This window comes from Lactobacillus sp. ESL0679 (genome assembly GCF_029433515.1).
Lineage (GTDB): Bacteria > Bacillota > Bacilli > Lactobacillales > Lactobacillaceae > Lactobacillus.
Genome location: NZ_JAQTIG010000001.1, coordinates 32,870 through 49,373 on the forward strand (window position 1 = coordinate 32,870; position 16,504 = coordinate 49,373).

Annotated in this window: 21 protein-coding genes and 1 other RNA gene; 4 read left to right on the forward strand and 18 right to left on the reverse strand. The window is 41.1% G+C overall.

Annotated features, from left to right (window positions below):
• The 3 genes from PT287_RS10075 to PT287_RS00175 all read left to right on the forward strand — a co-directional run bounded on the left by PT287_RS10075 (position 1) and on the right by PT287_RS00175 (position 2,914).
• Positions 1-459 carry a LytTR family DNA-binding domain-containing protein gene (locus PT287_RS10075; protein WP_277131660.1) on the forward strand — a complete coding sequence of 153 codons (459 nt, stop codon included), beginning with the start codon at positions 1-3 and terminating at the stop codon, positions 457-459.
• 9 nt (positions 460-468) lie between these two features.
• Entirely contained in the window at positions 469-876 is a 408-nt protein-coding gene (locus PT287_RS00170; protein WP_277131662.1) for a DUF3021 family protein, read from the forward strand.
• Positions 877-976: 100 nt separating this feature from the next.
• Positions 977-2,914: an ABC-F family ATP-binding cassette domain-containing protein gene (locus PT287_RS00175; protein WP_277131663.1), complete on the forward strand. Its 1,938-nt coding sequence runs from the start codon at positions 977-979 to the stop codon at positions 2,912-2,914.
• A 424-nt stretch (positions 2,915-3,338) separates the two neighbouring features.
• Here PT287_RS00175 and tsaD read toward each other — a convergent pair whose 3' ends face one another.
• The 18 genes from tsaD to PT287_RS00265 all read right to left on the reverse strand — a co-directional run bounded on the left by tsaD (position 3,339) and on the right by PT287_RS00265 (position 15,702).
• Positions 3,339-4,388 carry a tRNA (adenosine(37)-N6)-threonylcarbamoyltransferase complex transferase subunit TsaD gene (gene tsaD / locus PT287_RS00180; RefSeq protein ID WP_277131665.1) on the reverse strand — a complete coding sequence of 350 codons (1,050 nt, stop codon included), beginning with the start codon at positions 4,386-4,388 and terminating at the stop codon, positions 3,339-3,341.
• On the reverse strand, positions 4,385-4,978 hold the full coding sequence (gene rimI / locus PT287_RS00185) for a ribosomal protein S18-alanine N-acetyltransferase (RefSeq protein ID WP_348635262.1): 594 nt from the start codon (positions 4,976-4,978) through the stop codon (positions 4,385-4,387). The genes tsaD and rimI overlap by 4 nt, the downstream gene beginning before the upstream one ends.
• Positions 4,944-5,684, reverse strand: a complete 741-nt coding sequence (gene tsaB, locus PT287_RS00190) for a tRNA (adenosine(37)-N6)-threonylcarbamoyltransferase complex dimerization subunit type 1 TsaB (protein WP_277131667.1) — start codon at positions 5,682-5,684, stop codon at positions 4,944-4,946. The genes rimI and tsaB overlap by 35 nt, the downstream gene beginning before the upstream one ends.
• A 29-nt stretch (positions 5,685-5,713) precedes the next feature.
• Positions 5,714-6,232, reverse strand: coding sequence for a folate family ECF transporter S component (locus PT287_RS00195; RefSeq protein ID WP_277131668.1), 519 nt, complete (start codon positions 6,230-6,232; stop codon positions 5,714-5,716).
• A gap of 57 nt (positions 6,233-6,289) precedes the next feature.
• Positions 6,290-7,027 (reverse strand): acyl-ACP thioesterase domain-containing protein, encoded by a 738-nt coding sequence (locus PT287_RS00200; protein ID WP_277131669.1) that lies wholly within the window; start codon positions 7,025-7,027, stop codon positions 6,290-6,292.
• The gene (gene rsmI, locus PT287_RS00205; protein WP_277131671.1) at positions 7,027-7,890 is read right to left on the reverse strand and encodes a 16S rRNA (cytidine(1402)-2'-O)-methyltransferase; all 864 of its coding nucleotides are present in this window, start codon (positions 7,888-7,890) and stop codon (positions 7,027-7,029) included. The genes PT287_RS00200 and rsmI overlap by 1 nt, the downstream gene beginning before the upstream one ends.
• A 12-nt stretch (positions 7,891-7,902) precedes the next feature.
• Positions 7,903-8,250 (reverse strand): DNA replication initiation control protein YabA, encoded by a 348-nt coding sequence (gene yabA, locus PT287_RS00210; RefSeq protein ID WP_277131673.1) that lies wholly within the window; start codon positions 8,248-8,250, stop codon positions 7,903-7,905.
• An 11-nt stretch (positions 8,251-8,261) separates the two neighbouring features.
• Entirely contained in the window at positions 8,262-9,128 is an 867-nt protein-coding gene (locus PT287_RS00215; protein ID WP_277131675.1) for a DNA polymerase III subunit, read from the reverse strand.
• Entirely contained in the window at positions 9,128-9,451 is a 324-nt protein-coding gene (locus PT287_RS00220) for a cyclic-di-AMP receptor (protein ID WP_277131676.1), read from the reverse strand. The genes PT287_RS00215 and PT287_RS00220 overlap by 1 nt, the downstream gene beginning before the upstream one ends.
• 5 nt (positions 9,452-9,456) lie before the next feature.
• On the reverse strand, positions 9,457-10,104 hold the full coding sequence (gene tmk, locus PT287_RS00225; RefSeq protein ID WP_277131677.1) for a dTMP kinase: 648 nt from the start codon (positions 10,102-10,104) through the stop codon (positions 9,457-9,459).
• A gap of 102 nt (positions 10,105-10,206) precedes the next feature.
• Positions 10,207-10,437 (reverse strand): YaaL family protein, encoded by a 231-nt coding sequence (locus PT287_RS00230; protein WP_277131679.1) that lies wholly within the window; start codon positions 10,435-10,437, stop codon positions 10,207-10,209.
• Positions 10,437-11,036 carry a recombination mediator RecR gene (gene recR, locus PT287_RS00235; RefSeq protein WP_277131681.1) on the reverse strand — a complete coding sequence of 200 codons (600 nt, stop codon included), beginning with the start codon at positions 11,034-11,036 and terminating at the stop codon, positions 10,437-10,439. Before recR ends, PT287_RS00230 begins: the two co-directional genes overlap by 1 nt.
• Positions 11,037-11,375, reverse strand: coding sequence for a YbaB/EbfC family nucleoid-associated protein (locus PT287_RS00240; RefSeq protein WP_277131683.1), 339 nt, complete (start codon positions 11,373-11,375; stop codon positions 11,037-11,039). It abuts the gene before it with no gap.
• A 15-nt stretch (positions 11,376-11,390) separates the two neighbouring features.
• The gene (gene dnaX / locus PT287_RS00245) at positions 11,391-13,199 is read right to left on the reverse strand and encodes a DNA polymerase III subunit gamma/tau (RefSeq protein ID WP_277131685.1); all 1,809 of its coding nucleotides are present in this window, start codon (positions 13,197-13,199) and stop codon (positions 11,391-11,393) included.
• A gap of 52 nt (positions 13,200-13,251) precedes the next feature.
• Positions 13,252-13,351: signal recognition particle sRNA small type (gene ffs, locus PT287_RS00250), an RNA gene on the reverse strand.
• Positions 13,352-13,376: 25 nt separating this feature from the next.
• Positions 13,377-13,874, reverse strand: a complete 498-nt coding sequence (gene tadA, locus PT287_RS00255) for a tRNA adenosine(34) deaminase TadA (protein WP_277131687.1) — start codon at positions 13,872-13,874, stop codon at positions 13,377-13,379.
• Complete coding sequence (locus PT287_RS00260) at positions 13,874-14,494, reverse strand: class I SAM-dependent methyltransferase (RefSeq protein ID WP_277131689.1); 621 nt, start codon at positions 14,492-14,494, stop codon at positions 13,874-13,876. Before PT287_RS00260 ends, tadA begins: the two co-directional genes overlap by 1 nt.
• Before the next feature lie 68 nt (positions 14,495-14,562).
• Positions 14,563-15,702, reverse strand: a complete 1,140-nt coding sequence (locus PT287_RS00265) for a serine hydrolase domain-containing protein (protein ID WP_277131690.1) — start codon at positions 15,700-15,702, stop codon at positions 14,563-14,565.
• 192 nt (positions 15,703-15,894) lie between these two features.
• Between PT287_RS00265 and PT287_RS00270 the strand changes: the two genes are divergently transcribed.
• Positions 15,895-16,440, forward strand: coding sequence for a hypothetical protein (locus tag PT287_RS00270; protein WP_277131692.1), 546 nt, complete (start codon positions 15,895-15,897; stop codon positions 16,438-16,440).
• Positions 16,441-16,504: the final 64 nt, after the last annotated feature.

Below are 16,504 nucleotides of genomic sequence, written 5' to 3' on the forward strand. Positions count from 1 at the left end.
GTGCAAATTAAGTTCCAAGAAGATTCATCCGTTAGTCCAGAGAATCCCACGGTGATTGTAAAAGCAGCAAGTAAGCAGGCGCAGACACTTGATATTTTGCAATACCTTGAGCACTTTGCAGAAAACAATAAAACAGACATTATTCCAATCAAGGCAATTGACCAAATTGTCATGGTTAAAAGCAAAAGTATTATTTTGGTGGATATTGTCGACAACCCCCTGCTAATCTATACAACTAACAGTGTTCTGCAGACCAAAGAAACTCTGAGTCACTTTGGCGAGAAGCTCAATCATGATCATTTTTTGCAAATTTCAAGGCATGCAATTATCAATGTTGACCATTTATTGACGCTTGAGGACAGCTTCTCTGGAAATTTAACGGCAAAATTAACAAACGATATTAAAACTAGCATTAGTCGTAAATATGTCAAAAGTTTAATGACTTTCTTGGGCATCTAGGAGGATATCATGAAAAAAACATTCGCCAACATTATCACAGAAGGAATTATTGGTATCGGCTTTGGCTCATTTTCATACCTAGTCTTCCTTTTATTTAAATGGCAACCAACACTCCCAACAGCGCGAAATATTATTAGTGTTTGGCTGATGAGCTTTTTGATTGGGACTTTGACCGAAATCTTCGATTTTTATGGGATGTCTATTTTAACCTTATTAGTTCACTTCTGTAGCACAGTAATCTTAGTGCTTGCCATGACGGCATACAACGGTTGGTTAGCGACCTTTAGCCATTCGCCTTTTGAGTGGATATCAGTTATTGGACTTTATCTCTTTATTTGGCTAACTTTGTTCACGTACCAGCACTTATCGGTCAAGCGAATCAACCAAAAACTAGCACAAAGAAACCAAAAGAAGTAACACTCACAAACAGGATAGCAAAAATGCTATCCTGTTTTTTCCTATAATATAGCCCCAACAAGTAAAGTTATTATGCTAAAATGGTTTCTAGGTGAAAAATATGATAATTGCACAAGGGCACGATTTAGAAAAACAATTCGGTGCCAATACTTTATTTAAAAATGTAAACTTTTCAATTGACGCAAACGCACGTATCGGTCTCGTTGGTCCTAATGGGGTCGGCAAGACGACACTGCTTAAAATTATGACAGACGAAGAAGACGCAACTCATGGCGAATTTACAATTAACAAGGGGATCGCTGTCGGCTACATCGCTCAGGAAAACAGCCTTGATGAAACCAAAACTATTTGGAACGAAATGCTTGGAGTCTTTGCTTCATTAATTAAAATGAGTGAAACCATCCAGACAATGCAGGAAAAAATTGCTAACCATCCCGAAGATGAAACCTTGCTCAAGCAATACGATCAAATGCAATTTAACTTTGAGCAGCAAGGCGGCTACACATATCAATCAGATATTAAGAGCATCTTAAATGGTTTTAAATTCCCCGAAGATACGTGGTCCAAGGTAATTGGCAGTCTTTCTGGTGGTGAAAAAACGCGCTTGGCCTTTGTTAAATTACTACTACAAAAGCCGCCACTACTACTGCTCGATGAGCCGACCAACTACCTCGACTTAGACACATTGGACTGGCTCGAAAACTTTCTTAAAGGTTATGCTGGCGCTATTTTGGTTGTTTCCCACGACCAGTACTTTTTGGATCATCTTGCCAACCAAATTTTTGAATTACAATTTGGTAAACTGACTGCATTCAAAGGTAACTACTCCGATTATGTTGCCCAACGAGAACTGCGCGACCGCCAGCAAGAAGAAGCTTATGAAAAGCAGCAGGATAAAATCAAAAAAGACGAGGAATTTATCCAAAAGAACATCGTTCGGGCCACTACTACTAAGCGAGCACAGAGCCGGCGCAAGCAACTCGAAAAAATTGAGCGAATTAAGCCACCTAAACATAAAAACAAGGTGCGCATCACCTTCAAGAGTGAGCGACCATCTGGTAAAGAAGTGCTGATTCTCAGTCACTTGTCAATTGGTTATCCAACCAAAACAATGGTGCAGGACATTTCTTTTCAAGTTAATAAGGGGGACCGAGTTGCAGTTATTGGACCTAACGGGATTGGTAAATCCACTCTCTTGAAGACAATCATGAAGGATTTAACTCCCAAGAATGGTTCAATCAAGTACGGCGCGTCTCTTGATATTGGCTACTATGATCAGGAATTGCAACAACTTGACCCAGGCAAAACCGTGCTTGATACAATTTGGGATCGTCATAAAACAATGCCCGAGCGTGATGTGCGGTCAATCTTGGCCAGTTTTCTATTCACTGCCAAAGATATTGACAAGACTGTTGGTCAATTGTCCGGCGGTCAAAAGGCGCGTCTGACCCTAACCGTTTTATCACTTGAGCATAACAACTTCTTACTGATGGACGAGCCAACCAACCACTTGGATATTGAAGCCAAAGAGGTGCTGGAGCAAGCTTTGCAAAAGTTTGACGGCACCCTGCTCTTCGTCTCCCATGACCGGTACTTTATCAATCAGTTAGCTAATAAGATTGTTGCCGTTCAAGATGGTTATGCCCAAATTTACGAGGGTGACTATTCCTACTACTTAGACGAAAAGGCTAAACAAACCGCAGCATCAGCTAGTGCAGTAACTGCCGCTAGTCAGGATCAGGATACTGCGCCAGAAGCAACTGCTGCCAATTCTACTAAATTGTCATACCAAGAACAAAAGCAGCACGACTCACAAAAGCGCAAGTTGCAACGGCAGGTAGAAGATATTGAAACCAAAATTGAAAAATTAGAACAAAAAGCGCAAGAAATCCAAACGCAAATGGTCAATCCCGATATTGCTTCTGACTTTGGTAAATTAGGCCCCCTGCAAGAGGACCTCACTGCTACTCAGTCCGAATTAGACAAGGCTAATGAAAATTGGGAGCAAGCATTAACCGAATTAGATAATTTTGAATAATGGAAAATTAATTATAATTTAAACCTCGAAATTAGGACAATCTGATTTCAGCAATGTCATTAAGTTAAGCAATACTCTTTATTTAAGAACTACAATTTTTTAGGTTGTAGTTCTTTTTTAGATGATGCTGGTTAAAGTTCAGTTGATAGCCATCCCTTTTATTAATTCTAATAATTTATCAAAATAAGCCCAACTTATTTTGATAAATTATTAGAATTATGATTACTTAAATAGTAAAACTGATGCAAGCAAAAAGCCCAGTTATAGTTAACTAACTGAGCTTTTTGGCTTAACTTAATGACATTGCCTAATTTTAGGGTTCAGATCATAATACCGGAATCGTATATTAACAACGATATAAATTTAAAAATGTCTAACTTTTCTGTTACACTTCATAATTACTTCCTTGTCTTTTTTGACTATATCATTCTAGCATACTCTTTGCATACGGTAATTCTAGCGACGGATCAGCATTGAGTGTCATATCAGCAAACTTGCCTTCGTTATACAAATTATAAGCTGCTGCACCAATCATTGCCGCATTATCGCCGCATAACTTCAGGTCAGGTAAAATTACCTTAGGCCGCATATTTTCTGACAATACTGCAATCTCTTGACTCATGCGATCACGTAATCCGTGATTGGCAGCAACCCCGCCGCCCATAATAAAGGTCTTTGGTTGATACTCTTTAATTGCCCTAATAGTTTTGTGTGCCAACACATCAACAACAGCAGCTTGGAAGCTGGCCGCTAAATCATACTTGTTCAATTCTTGGTGAATCTGGTCAGCATGATGACAGGTATTAATAAAGGCACTCTTTAGGCCAGAAAATGAAAAGTCATAATCGGTATCTTCCATCATTGCCCGTGGGAAATTGAATGTGTCCTGACCCTGATGTGCCCAATCATCAATGGTTTTACCAGCCGGATATTGCACGCCGAGAACCCGACCAATCTTGTCATAGGCTTCTCCTGCAGCATCATCACGAGTATCACCCACAATTTCAAAATGAGTTGGATCCTTCAATAAAACAATTTCGGTATGCCCACCAGAAACTTGCAAGGCAAGAGCAGGATATTCAATCTCATCCGTTAATTGAGCTGCCATAATATGACCCATGATATGATCAACACCGATTAAGGGAATTCCCGTCGCCATTGATGCTGCCTTAGCCGCACTAACACCGATTAAGAGTGCGCCAACAAGTCCGGGACCATAAGTTACAGCAATGGCATCAATATCATTCCAACTTGCATTCGCCTGCGCCAATGCCTCTTTGGTAATTTGGCTAATCACCTCAATATGATGGCGACTGGCAACCTCGGGAACTACCCCACCGAAACGTTGATGACTCTTAATTTGCGTTGCCACAATCAAACTCTCAATTTTACGACCGTTTTTGATAACCGCCGTCGAAGTTTCATCACAGGAACTCTCATAAGCTAAAATTCGAATATCTTTTTGTTTGCTCAAAACTTAATCCCTTTCTTATCTTGTTTTTGTGTTAATTTCAGCACCATATTTAAGCCATCTGTCTGCGTTTCTTGATAATAATTTGGTCGTACAAAAGTTGTACTGAAGCCTAACTGGCAGTACAGCTTTTGCGCTACCAAGTTATCTACCCGAACTTCGAGACTGACATATTCGCAGCCCCACTTTTGTGCCAATTCAATCATTATCTGCATTAAACGTGTGCCTAAGCCCTGACCCTGCCAATTAGGCGCAACCGCCAAGTTAGTTATGTGTCCTTCAAGCTTGTTAATGCGCACACCGGCATAAGCGATCAAGGTTGAAGATTGATAAACGACTAAATATAGCAGGTTGGGCTTGGCCAATTCTGATTGAAACACCTCCGCATTCCACGGCGTTTCCCCATCATAAGCCTGAGTTTCAAGCAGCAGCATATTAGAAATATCATCAGGCTTTGCTCGCATAACTTGAACAGTCTGACCAGCAACGACAAACACAAATGGCTGAAATTCTACCTTAAGTGGCTGTTTTTTAAAATGAGAAAAATAATTATGCTGCTTAAACTTCTTCCACATAATTACTGTCTGGCTCAAACGGTTTGCCCGTCTTCTTATGCCAATCGACCTCTGCCTGCGTCCGCCGCAAATAATTTGGCAGTAATTGGTCGGGATCTGTTAGTGTTGCTGCTACTGCTAACTTACCAATCAAGCCAGCGTGAATGACATTTTGGTCATCAGTACCGTAACTAAATGGTACACCCAGTGCCTTAATTAACTCTTCTTGCTTAGTAAAGCCAGACCCAACAAAAATAATTTTATTAAGCGGCTTAACAGCCAAATAATCCTTAACTGCTTCAAGCAAAGCCGAAATATGATAGTGACCGTCAGCCAGTACATTAACTGGTTGACCGCCTTCATTAACATAACCACCGGCAAAGTAATTATCGTTGCGGGCATCAATTCCTGCGACAATCAACGTATCTTTATCATTAACACTGGCAGCTAAAGCCTGCAAAGTCGAAATGCCAACAACATCTTTATTTAAAATGCTAGCAAACATCTTAACCGTGGTAATGCCAATCCGCAATCCCGTATAAGAACCCGGTCCAATCGCAACAGCAAAGCGATCAATATCTTTTAATTGCAAATTGTTTTCTTGCAAAATTTCATTAATTAACGGATCAAGATGCTCACTATGATTGCGCTCATCCTGCTCACTTTTTTCAATAATAACTGATTGGCCGTCATTTAAGGCTACACTCAAGTGATTGGTGGCCGTTGATACACTTAAAATTTTCATTTCAAATTACTTTTCCCTTTTTAAAAAATCTACCTTTTTATTTTAACACGAGAAAGGGCCTGCAAAACAAAGTAGATAACAAACATTTGCACCCAAGGAGTGATTAACTCTTTAGGTAGCCTTTGAACTAGTGCCGCATTAAAGTTTAGACTATACAAAATGTGTACCCACAGCGTATTTAAGCCAAGATTAACAATGATCGTAACTAGCAGAGTGGCTAAAATAATCCGCCAAATTTTAACTGGTCGATGATAAAAAAGTAGTCCGTAAATTAGTGGCCCGACCATTGCGCTGATTGTAAAACCAATGAAAAAGCCACCTTGATTACCAAAAATCGCAGAAGAAGCCAAATCACCAATCGCGCCGCCAACACTTCCCCATATGGGGCCAAAAATAAAGCCGAGCATCACGCTGCCGATAAAATCTAGACTGACGTGAACAACTGCTGTACCAATACTAAAGCGATGCAAAATTATTTTGATTGCAATTACGACACCAAGCAAGATTAAATCACGCAGTTCTAGTTTCAGGGCATTTTTTGAAATCATAGCCAACACTTCCCCTCATTAAAAAAGCATGACGACCAGTCATGCTCAATAATTATATTATATTTTGCGCCAAGTTAGTTCACAAACGGCTCTAGGTTTGTTTTCCTCATCCTCGATTACATGATAAGACTTAACATCTTGACCATCGTCCTCCACCTTGACTAAGGCAAATGCTTCCTGACCGTACGTTACTTCCTGATTGAACTTGATGTCAATACTCTGAACGAGATGTTTTTGTAAAAAGTCCCGATCTAAAGTATCAATAAACCAGCTAAAGTAATGGCCATTGGTCATGTGGTGGTTGGTATCTAAGTCGTCGTAGCGAACACGGTACTGGCGTTTAGTTTGATATTCAATCTGTGGTCGCAAGCGCGGGAAGCGAGGCAGCTTCTTCAATAACGGAATACCCAAATCGACCATCATTTGTTCATCCGTTGACACCATTTTGCGCTTTTTCAAGTCAAACAAGACCCACTCACTCTTGACGGTAATGAGCACATTACCTTGCTCATCAACAAAATTAAAGTCCCGATACTCCAAAAAGCGATTATAACCAACAGCATCAGTAGTTACCGTAATCTTATCATTAGGTTGCGGCAAAAATTGAACATCAATATGGTATTGGGTAACAACCCAGCCTAAACCACGTTCAGTCAGAGAATTGGTGCTTGCCTCGCCACTACTCAGCTGGTGCTCGGAAACACTCATCATCAAGTCAACCATTGCTTGCAGCTTTAAATGCTTATTTTCATCACATTCATAAAATTCAATTCGTTTTTGTTCACTATATTTCATTAATTGCCTCTATTTTGGTGATATTGATCATAAAGTTCATTTTTCGAAACATTATTCAGCTGAGCCACTTTTTTAATGGCAGACTTTTTGCTTTCACCCTGCATCACTTGCTCATCGACCAGCTTAATTAACTCTGGCCACGTCAGTTTTTTAGTTTTAGCTGTACTTGGTGATACCAGCATGACAAATTCGCCCCGAGGTGCATTTTCAGCAAAGTACTCATTTAGTTCAGCAACCGTCCCCCGAACAAATTCTTCGTGAATTTTGGTTAATTCACGGGCAGCCACAATCTGCCTATCGGGTGCAAACACCGTCGCCATGTTTTTCAACGTTTTAACAAGCCGATGTGGTGCTTCATAAAAAATTGAAGTCGCATGGGCTGCAGCCATTTCCTCAAAATATGGTTTTTGTTCTCCAGCCTTGCGTGGCAAAAAGCCGTAATAGGTGAATGGTTGGGCATCAAACCCAGATGCAATTAGCGCTGTTGTAAACGCCGATGGTCCTGGCAACGGGACGACCGGAATATTATTTTTGATACATTCTTGGACCAAAATGTAGCCGGGATCAGAAATGACGGGCATCCCCGCATCACTAATTTCCGCAATTACCGCCCCATTTTGCATTAATTGAACTAATTCAGGGGCGCGCTGCTTGGAATTATATTTATGAAAGGACAACATGTGATTGTGCACACCAATTTTTTCTAATAAAATGCCACTAGTCCTCGTATCTTCTGCCGCAATATAGTCCGCATCTGTTAATACTTTTTTAGCCCGAATTGTAATATCTTCCAGGTTACCAATCGGTGTTGGTACCAAGTAAAGCTTACCTTTATCATCTGCATAACTACTTTGCCGCTGCATTATATCCGTCCTTTAACGTACTTTCTTTTTCTTCTTTTCGCCAAAATTATCAAGAATATCTAAACAAAACATGCAGTCAGAGCTCGGATCGCGATGTGAGCCGTAATACATGTTGCAAATATGATAACCCGAGTTATAAATCTGCCGTAAAGATTCCAAGCCGCTTTGCGTCTTAATGGTGCCATTATGCGCATTCGCGTTTGTCATTTTGTCCATTTTCTCGCGTAAAAGCTGATTTTCAACCTTTAACTCGGTATTTTCCTTGAGTGTATCTAAAATATCATTTTCCAGGCTCTCGATTGTCTTGGTCATATTCATCATCGAATCGTGAAGCTGTTGTAACTTTGAATAAGAATCCACCATCAAACCACCTACCGTTTCCACTGCAAAGCCAGATAATCCAATAAGTTGCGAAAATTAACATTACTATAACGCATTTTGTCAATTTCTAATAAATTTTTGAGCATTGCTGCCCCTGCCTGCTGATCTTTACTATTTAACTCTGTCTGCGCCATCTGCTTCAACATTAGCCAGACATAATCCTGAGCAATTTTACTTTTAGCCAAGTCTGCCAATTGGTGCGCACTAATGATTGATAAGAGATCGTATTCTAGCATTTCCTGATAAAAATATTTAATTGCTTGGTCCAACTTGCGCGTATCGCCAAGCTCAAGAATTTGGTCTTTAGTAAAGCCATTCTGAACTAAAAATGCGGTTTTACCATCAGCTTGTTCGTCAGACACAAAATTAATAATTTGCGTTCTGGAACGCACCGTTGGCAAAATCTGGTCCACATTATTGGTAACCAAAATCGTCACAACGGGAGCAATTGGTTCTTCCAACAGATTAAGCAAAGCATTGGCCGCTGGCAGCGTTAATTTTTGCGCTTCATTAATAATGAAAAAGCGGCGACTACTCTGAACCGGACTTTTGGCTAATTCTTCCTTTAATGGCCGGATTTGGTCAATGCCTAAACTTTGCTTACCAGCCGTTGTTACCAGCAAGACATCAGGATGGTTCCCCGAAATAATCTGCCGGCAATTTTGGCAAGTTCCATCAGGTCGCTGTTCACTTTGGCCAGTACAATTAAACAAGCAAGCAAGCCAATATGCCGTATTTACGGCCTCATCTTCATCACGGTCAACAAACAAATAACTATGCGCTAACTGCTTCTGCTCAAAGGCGCGTCTTAAAAAGGCTGCCTCGCTAGCACCCTTCTGGGTAAGATCAATAACCATTAAAACTGCTTAAACGCTTCTACTGGCAAAACGAAACAGGTTGCGCCGCCAACAGTAATCTTAATTGGCTGGCTGTTCATGTCAAAGCCAGTCACTACCATATTGGAGTTCATATATTCCTCGCGTGCCTTGGATTCTTCTTTAATGATCTGCAAAACTTCTTTTACATGGTCATCATCAATCCCAATAAGGAACGTGGTATTTCCTTGGCTTAAAAAGCCACCAGTTGTAGCTAATTTAGTCGCACGGATATTTTCTTTAACAAAAGTGTGCTGCAGTCGATTAGCATCTTCTTTTTGCACAATTGCGATTATTAACTTCATCAAAATCAGTCCTTTAGCAATTCTTTTGGTAAACGGTTTGCAATAATTTTAACACAATCTGATACTACTTGACTAAGAGGTCTATCAGCATTAACAACCGTAATTCGGTCAGAATACTGCTCATTAACCCACTGATAACCCTGATAAACTTTTTGGTGAAAAGTTAGTTTTTCTTGTTCCAAGCGGTCTTCTTGTCCGCCGTGGTCTTTGGCAATTCGCGCTAAGCCCACCTCAGGCTTCACATCTAAGAAAATTGTCAGGTCGGGTTCAATGCCGCTCGTTGCAAAATCATTAATTGCCTTAACAGCTGCAATTCCCAAATCTCGTCCGACACCTTGATAAGCTAATGAACTATCAACAAAACGATCAGAAAAGACAACCTCGCCCCTTTTTAACGCAGGGATAATTGTTTCTGCCATATGTTGACTTCGTGAAGCTGCATAAAGTAAGGCTTCAGTCTTGGCGCTCATCGCGGTATTGGCCGGATCCAAAATAAACTGGCGAATTTGTTCCGCTATTTTCGATCCACCGGGTTCACGAGTCACAAGATATTGTGCCGCTAGCTTAGGAACGATTTGCCCAACAACTTGTTCTAAAACGGTACTTTTTCCGGACCCATCTGGCCCCTCAAAACTAATAAAAAAACTTTTCATAAAACTCTCCATGTCTCTATTTTACAGAAGTTCTTCCTATATTAACACCCCAACGTACTTTTAATTTTCACAAAAATAAAAAAGCCTACACTGGTAGACTTTTTATTCAGAAATGGCATTCGTGTAACCACTAAATCTTGTATGTCTGTGGCGTGCCTCATTATACAAAAAGGAATACTTAGCCTGCAAAATTTTGTTAGCAATAATATTGTCGTCCGACATATCAAGCGTTGTCGGATCCAAGCTTTTCTGCACGGCCATTTCATCCTGCAACTTTTCAATCACGTCAACTAACTTATCGTCGCCCATTTGTTTAACTTTAGTTCGTGCCATTAGATTGATGTTCTCCCTTGGACTGCTCGTTTTAAGGTAATTGAATTAGCGTACTCAATGTCGCTGCCGACTGCCAATCCAGCTGCTAGCCGTGTTACCTTAATCCCCGCTGGTTTAATCAACTTGCTAATGTACATCGCCGTTGACTCACCTTCTGGAGTTGAGTTTAATGCTAAAATTACTTCTTTAACACTATCCTGCTTTTGCAAGCGGACAATTAGCGACTTAATATTAACTTCTTCTGGGCCAATTCCATCCATTGGCGACAAGACACCATGCAGCACGTGATAAAGGCCATTATACTCGCCCATTTCTTCAAAAGCCATCACATCTTTAGGCTGCTCAACAACCATAATTGTTGACTGGTCACGCTCGGAATTAGAACAGATTGAGCACGGATCTTGCTCAGTAATATTGCCGCAGATTGAACAACGCCGTAATTTTTCCTTGACGTCTTTCAGGGCTGCACCAAAATCATAAACATCATCATCTGGCATATCTAAAGTATAAAAAGCCAACCGAGTTGCTGTTTTTTCACCAATACCCGGTAATTTCATATATGAATCAATCAAATGCGCAATCGGTGTTGGATATTGCAATTAAATCATGCCCTTCGTGTACTTACCTAAACTCGCTTGGGTGGCTTGGTCAATTGCTGACAAGCCCTTATTAACAGCATCAATGACTAAATCCTGCAACATATCTGGATCATCAGGATCAATTGCTTCCTTATTAATTGTAATTTCTTTTAACTTGCGATCACCGCTAAAAGTTGCAACAACCAAGTCATCGGCAGACTTACCCACAAATTCTTGAGCAGTAATTGTTTGTTGTTCCTGCATCATCTGCTCTTGCATTTTCTTGGCTTGCTTCATCATTTGCTGCATGTTCATTCCACCCATGCCGCCCATTGCACCAAAGTTAGGTCTCTTACTCATCTTATTCTCCTTAATTTAATCTTTAATATTAACTGCATCGCCAAACAGGTCTTTGGCCTTCTGAACAACTTCATCATTTGCAGTTTCATTTCCGTCAGCTGGCTCGTGGCTCGCGCCCTCTTTTTTCTTAGCCAGTAACTCTTTACCATGCGTTTGTAAAAAGTCCTTGCGCACCTTGAGCCAATCCTCATCTGGTACCAAGACAATCTCATAGTCATGCTTGGTGAACTTCGCAATTTCACTGGTTAACTTGGTCAAAAAGTCATCATCCGCGCTCGCATTTTCAAACCACAAAGTATACTTGCACTTCATCACCACTTGGTCGGGACTAGCTGCGACTGGCTGCAAAACATCAAGTAACGCCCTTTGAGAGACTGACAAGACTGATTGTAAGTCCGGCCAAATATCTCTCAACGCAATTAAGTCCTGCTTAGTGGCATTTTCTAGCACATGATACACTTGCTTACGATTTTGCTCATTAGCACGTTCAGTATTCCGCACGCGTGGCTTTTTCTTAGGCTTGTCAACTGTCGAATTAGCCTGTGCTGCTTTCTTGACGGGTGCTGATGCCGAGTCAATATGGTAAAACTGATCACGATTGTTGCTGCGCGGCTGATTAGATAATTTAGAAAATTTTTCGGTTAAATCCACCACTTGCTTTTTTAAAGCAGTAATTTCAGCCTGTAAATCAGCATCCTTACCAGTAGTTACAGCAGGACTTGAAGCAGTCGGCAAAGCAGCACTTGCCTGCTGCTCGTTAGTACTTGCAACCAAAAACACTTCCAAAGGAATCTGCTGCTGGTTGGTATAACGCAAATCATTTAATGCATCATTCGCCGCCGCAATCAATTGAAAATAACGCTGCGCAGGAATGGCCGCAATCTTTTGCGCAAAATCAGCACTTAAAAAGTTACTCTTGTTTTGTCCATCAGCCTTGACTACTAGCAAGGCATTAGTTGCCATATCAATCAGTTCGTCCAAAATGTTTTTGGAAGTGGCACCACTTTGTAATTCTGCTTGAGCCAAAGTCAGCGCCTTAGCCGCATCTTTTTCTAATAATGCTAGCAAAATCTCTTCGATTTTTTCTTTAGCAGCAAAACCGGTAATCTGCAGTGCATCATCGTAATTAACGGTATCTTTTTCATAGCTAAGCAGTTGGTCCAAAATGCTCAACGCATCCCGCATCCCGCCGTCAGCGACCTGCGCAATGACAGCTAATGCCTTGTCCTCATACTTAATCTGCTCTTGGTCCAAAATATACTTCATCCGCTGCTCAAGATCAGCTTGAGCAATTCGCTTAAAATTATAGCGTTGCGTCCGCGAAATAATTGTGGCTGGTACCTTCTGCAATTCGGTTGTCGCTAAAATGAAGACAACATGCTCCGGCGGTTCCTCCAAGGTCTTAAGCAAAGCATTAAACGCTCCCATCGACAACATATGAACCTCGTCGATAATGTAGACCTTGTACTTGCCTTGAGTTGGTGCATATTTAACCTTATCGCGAATTTCACGAATCTCATCGACACCGTTATTCGAAGCGGCATCAATCTCCATAATGTCGGGCATTGCACCCTTATCGGCAGCTAAACAATTAGCACATTCATTGCAGGGCTCGCCGTCTTGCAGATTAGTACAGTTCAGAGCTTTGGCAAAAATTTTGGCACACGAAGTTTTACCAGTTCCCCGGGGACCGGCAAACAAAAAAGCGTGCGAAATCGTACCGCGCTTAATCGCATTTTTCAAAGTATTCGTAATATCTTCTTGGCCAACAACACTATCAAAAGTGCGTGGCCGCCATTTGCGGTATAACGCTTGATAAGCCATGTTCATCTTTCTCTAGTAAAAAACTCTTAACTCTTTTAAAGAGTTAAGAGTTTATTGATATCTAATAAAAGGCACATGCCTGAGCAACCTTAGTGCTGCTACCTTCCGGTCCTGACACGCTTCAGAAGTCAAACATTGCCCAATAGATATGATACCGTATTTAGTGTGAATTTTCCACTACTTTGCCGAATTTTTTGCTAATTTTTGCTGGCACCGAATTTCTTGAAAAAAGTCCTTCAGCATCCTGCTGGCCTCCTCGCGATACAAGCCGCGCACGACATTCGGATGATGGTTAAACTTCTCTACGCTAAACAAATCAACTACACTGCCTGCAGCACCCGCCTTGGGATCAAGCGCACCATAAAACACATTCTTAATGCGCGAGTTGATGATTGCTCCGGCACACATTGAACATGGCTCCAGGGTCACAAACAGGCTGCAGTCAATCAGCCGCCAGCTGTTCAGCTTCTGACAAGCCTGCCTAATCGCCATCATCTCAGCATGCTGCGTGCCATCTTGGTCAAGTTCACGCCGATTATAACCAACGCCAATCACTTGACCATCAGGATCAATTACCACTGCACCAATCGGCACTTCACCTAAAGCTTGCGCCCTTTTCGCTTGGTCAAAGGCCAGCTGCATATACTTCTTCTTATCTTCACTAGAAAAATCCATTAGCTGTTCACTGCCTGCAAAATATAGTATCCCTTGTCCCGCGTTACAACGGTGCAATTGCCAAAAGTGGCATTGAGCAGCTTGCGGGTACTTGGCTCCCCCTGCTTCTTCTGAATAACAACCAGCAAGACGCCATTAGCTACCAAGTGATCCTTAGCACCAGCTAAAATGCCAGAAACCACCTTCTTACCGGCACGAATTGGCGGATTAGTTAGAATAAGGCCGAACTTCTTTTCGTCAGGAACATTTTGATAAATATCAGACTGATAAATCGTGACATTGCTAATATGATTCAGCTCCGCATTTTTACGGGCCAATTCTAACCCACGCTCGTTAACATCAACTAGGTCAACGGTTTGCTCTGGCCAAAATTTCGCCGCAAATAAGCCCAATGGACCATAGCCTGCACCAACATCTAAAATATTGCTTGCTGGGAAGGTCACATCTGCCATTGCCTTAATTAAAACACCGGACCCATAGTCAACCCGCATTTTTGAAAAAACACCGGCGTCGGTGTTGAACTTTAAATCCACGCCGCCGACATGATAGTCAACAACATGCTCATCATGCTTGGCCGTTGGATTAGCCGCAAAATACATTTGATTTTTTTCGTTAGCCATTACTCGCTCATTTCTAAATTAAACTCTTTACTAATCATTTTACTACCATAAAACCCATAGTTAAAATGTTACTCTGGCAAAAATGTCCCCGGTGCAATATGTTGCAAAATAGTATACCCAACTTTCTTTTCTTTGGCTGCACTATTGCTAGTTTGGTTCAAAAACATGACAATCCCATTTTGATTATCAGAAGTTAATTGCACCCACATGCCAAAGTGTGTGCCGTGCAGATTACCATAAGCAATCTTCAGCTTACCAGACTTTTTAATATGCAGGCCACCGGAATACGCCGTTGTCTTGCTGGCCAGATTAGTTAAATATTGAAACTGCTTCTGCGTCAAAATCGTGCCGTCAGTTAAACCGCATTGAATTTGGTAATATTCCATTGGCGTCGTTAACAGATTGCCAGCACCCAGCATTTGTGAAGCGAATGCCTTCGTCAAGTAAACAGGACTGCGATAATTAGCACCACCATTAGAATAGTACGATCCCACAATCAACTTGGATTTAGGCAAAGATGCTGCCGTAAATGTACTTGTGAGGCCGAGCGGCTTAACAATTCGCTTATGCAAATTTGTTTGGTAAGATTGCCCAGTCTCCTGCCGGATAATTCCAGCCAGCAAGATATAATTCGCGTTATTATAATGATATTTACCAACCTTCGCAAATGAAAATTGATTGGCGTTTGCGATCGTCATCTTAATTGCAGCACTTTCGGAATAATTGTGGTGCCGCCACACTTCAGTATTTGCCGGTTTGATTCCCGAAGTGTGAGTCAATAGATTGCCCACCGAAATTTTCTGAGCATTCTTTAGATCAGGAAACCAACGGTCAATTTTTGTGTTTTGGTCAAACTCCTGATTGGTTTCCTTTTTCTCATCCATAATTTGCACAATCATTGCACCCGTGACCACTTTTTGCAATGAACCCGTTGGATACACGACTTTACGGTTGCCGTTGCCAATTTTGCGACTGCTCAAGGCATAGCCATAGCTAATCTTTTGGGGCACGCCATCTTTAATCACGACAATTGACCCGCGCACATGGTGCTTAGACATTGTTTTTCTAACAAACTTGCGCAGTGCCTGCTTCTTAGACGTTGCCGCCTGCACCTGAATTAGCTGTACTGGCTGAAAGCCCAAGACGCCAGCATTAAACAGCATCACTAATCCAATTATGCCAATTTTAAAAATATTTTGCTTCTTCACAGTTCTTCGTTAATATTCCAATCCATTCTTTTTAAACTTTTATTGCCAAACGTATACTCAGATAACAATAATGTTTTTGTTCCTGTTATTCAAGTTTAACAAAACTGATAAACAGGTGTTTTACCATTTTATCTCTTTTCAGTGACAAAAGTTGAGCTTATAATGGGGTTAACTGAATATTGGAGATAGAAAATGAAATTAAAACACACTTTATTAATCGTAACGGCTTTGATTACATTGGGCACCAGCTCGGCAATTGCCCCACAGCCTGCTGCAGCAACCACTGTCAAAGCTAAGAAAATTAAATCTTATCCTAAAAATATGCGGGGCACGTGGTATTACTATGATACTTACACGAAAAAGCTTGATAAGGAAGTTTTCACTAAAAAAACCGCGAAGTTTTACGTTGGTAAAAAGAAGGTCGGCTATACCAAATTGCACGCTTATACCAAGCATGACCCATATACCAATGATAAAGCTACCTTAAAAAAGACGGCTCACTGGACATACGCTGACGACACGCTCACCGTGAATGGTATCATTTGGCTTAACATCCGTGGTTGGAATCAGGGAATGGGCGACGGCGAATACTATAACGTAGCCACCTTTGACGATAATGACGTGCTGACTAGTGCTAGCGGCGCTAAAATCTGGGTCGACCATCATGCATACCGCACACCAGAATTGGCTAAAGCCTTAAAGAACAAGCATTATCAATATTTTAGCTATCAAAAATAAATATTACTTAAAACTATAAAAAGTGCTTCATAATTGTTAGATGTTAAGTCAATAATTATGAAGC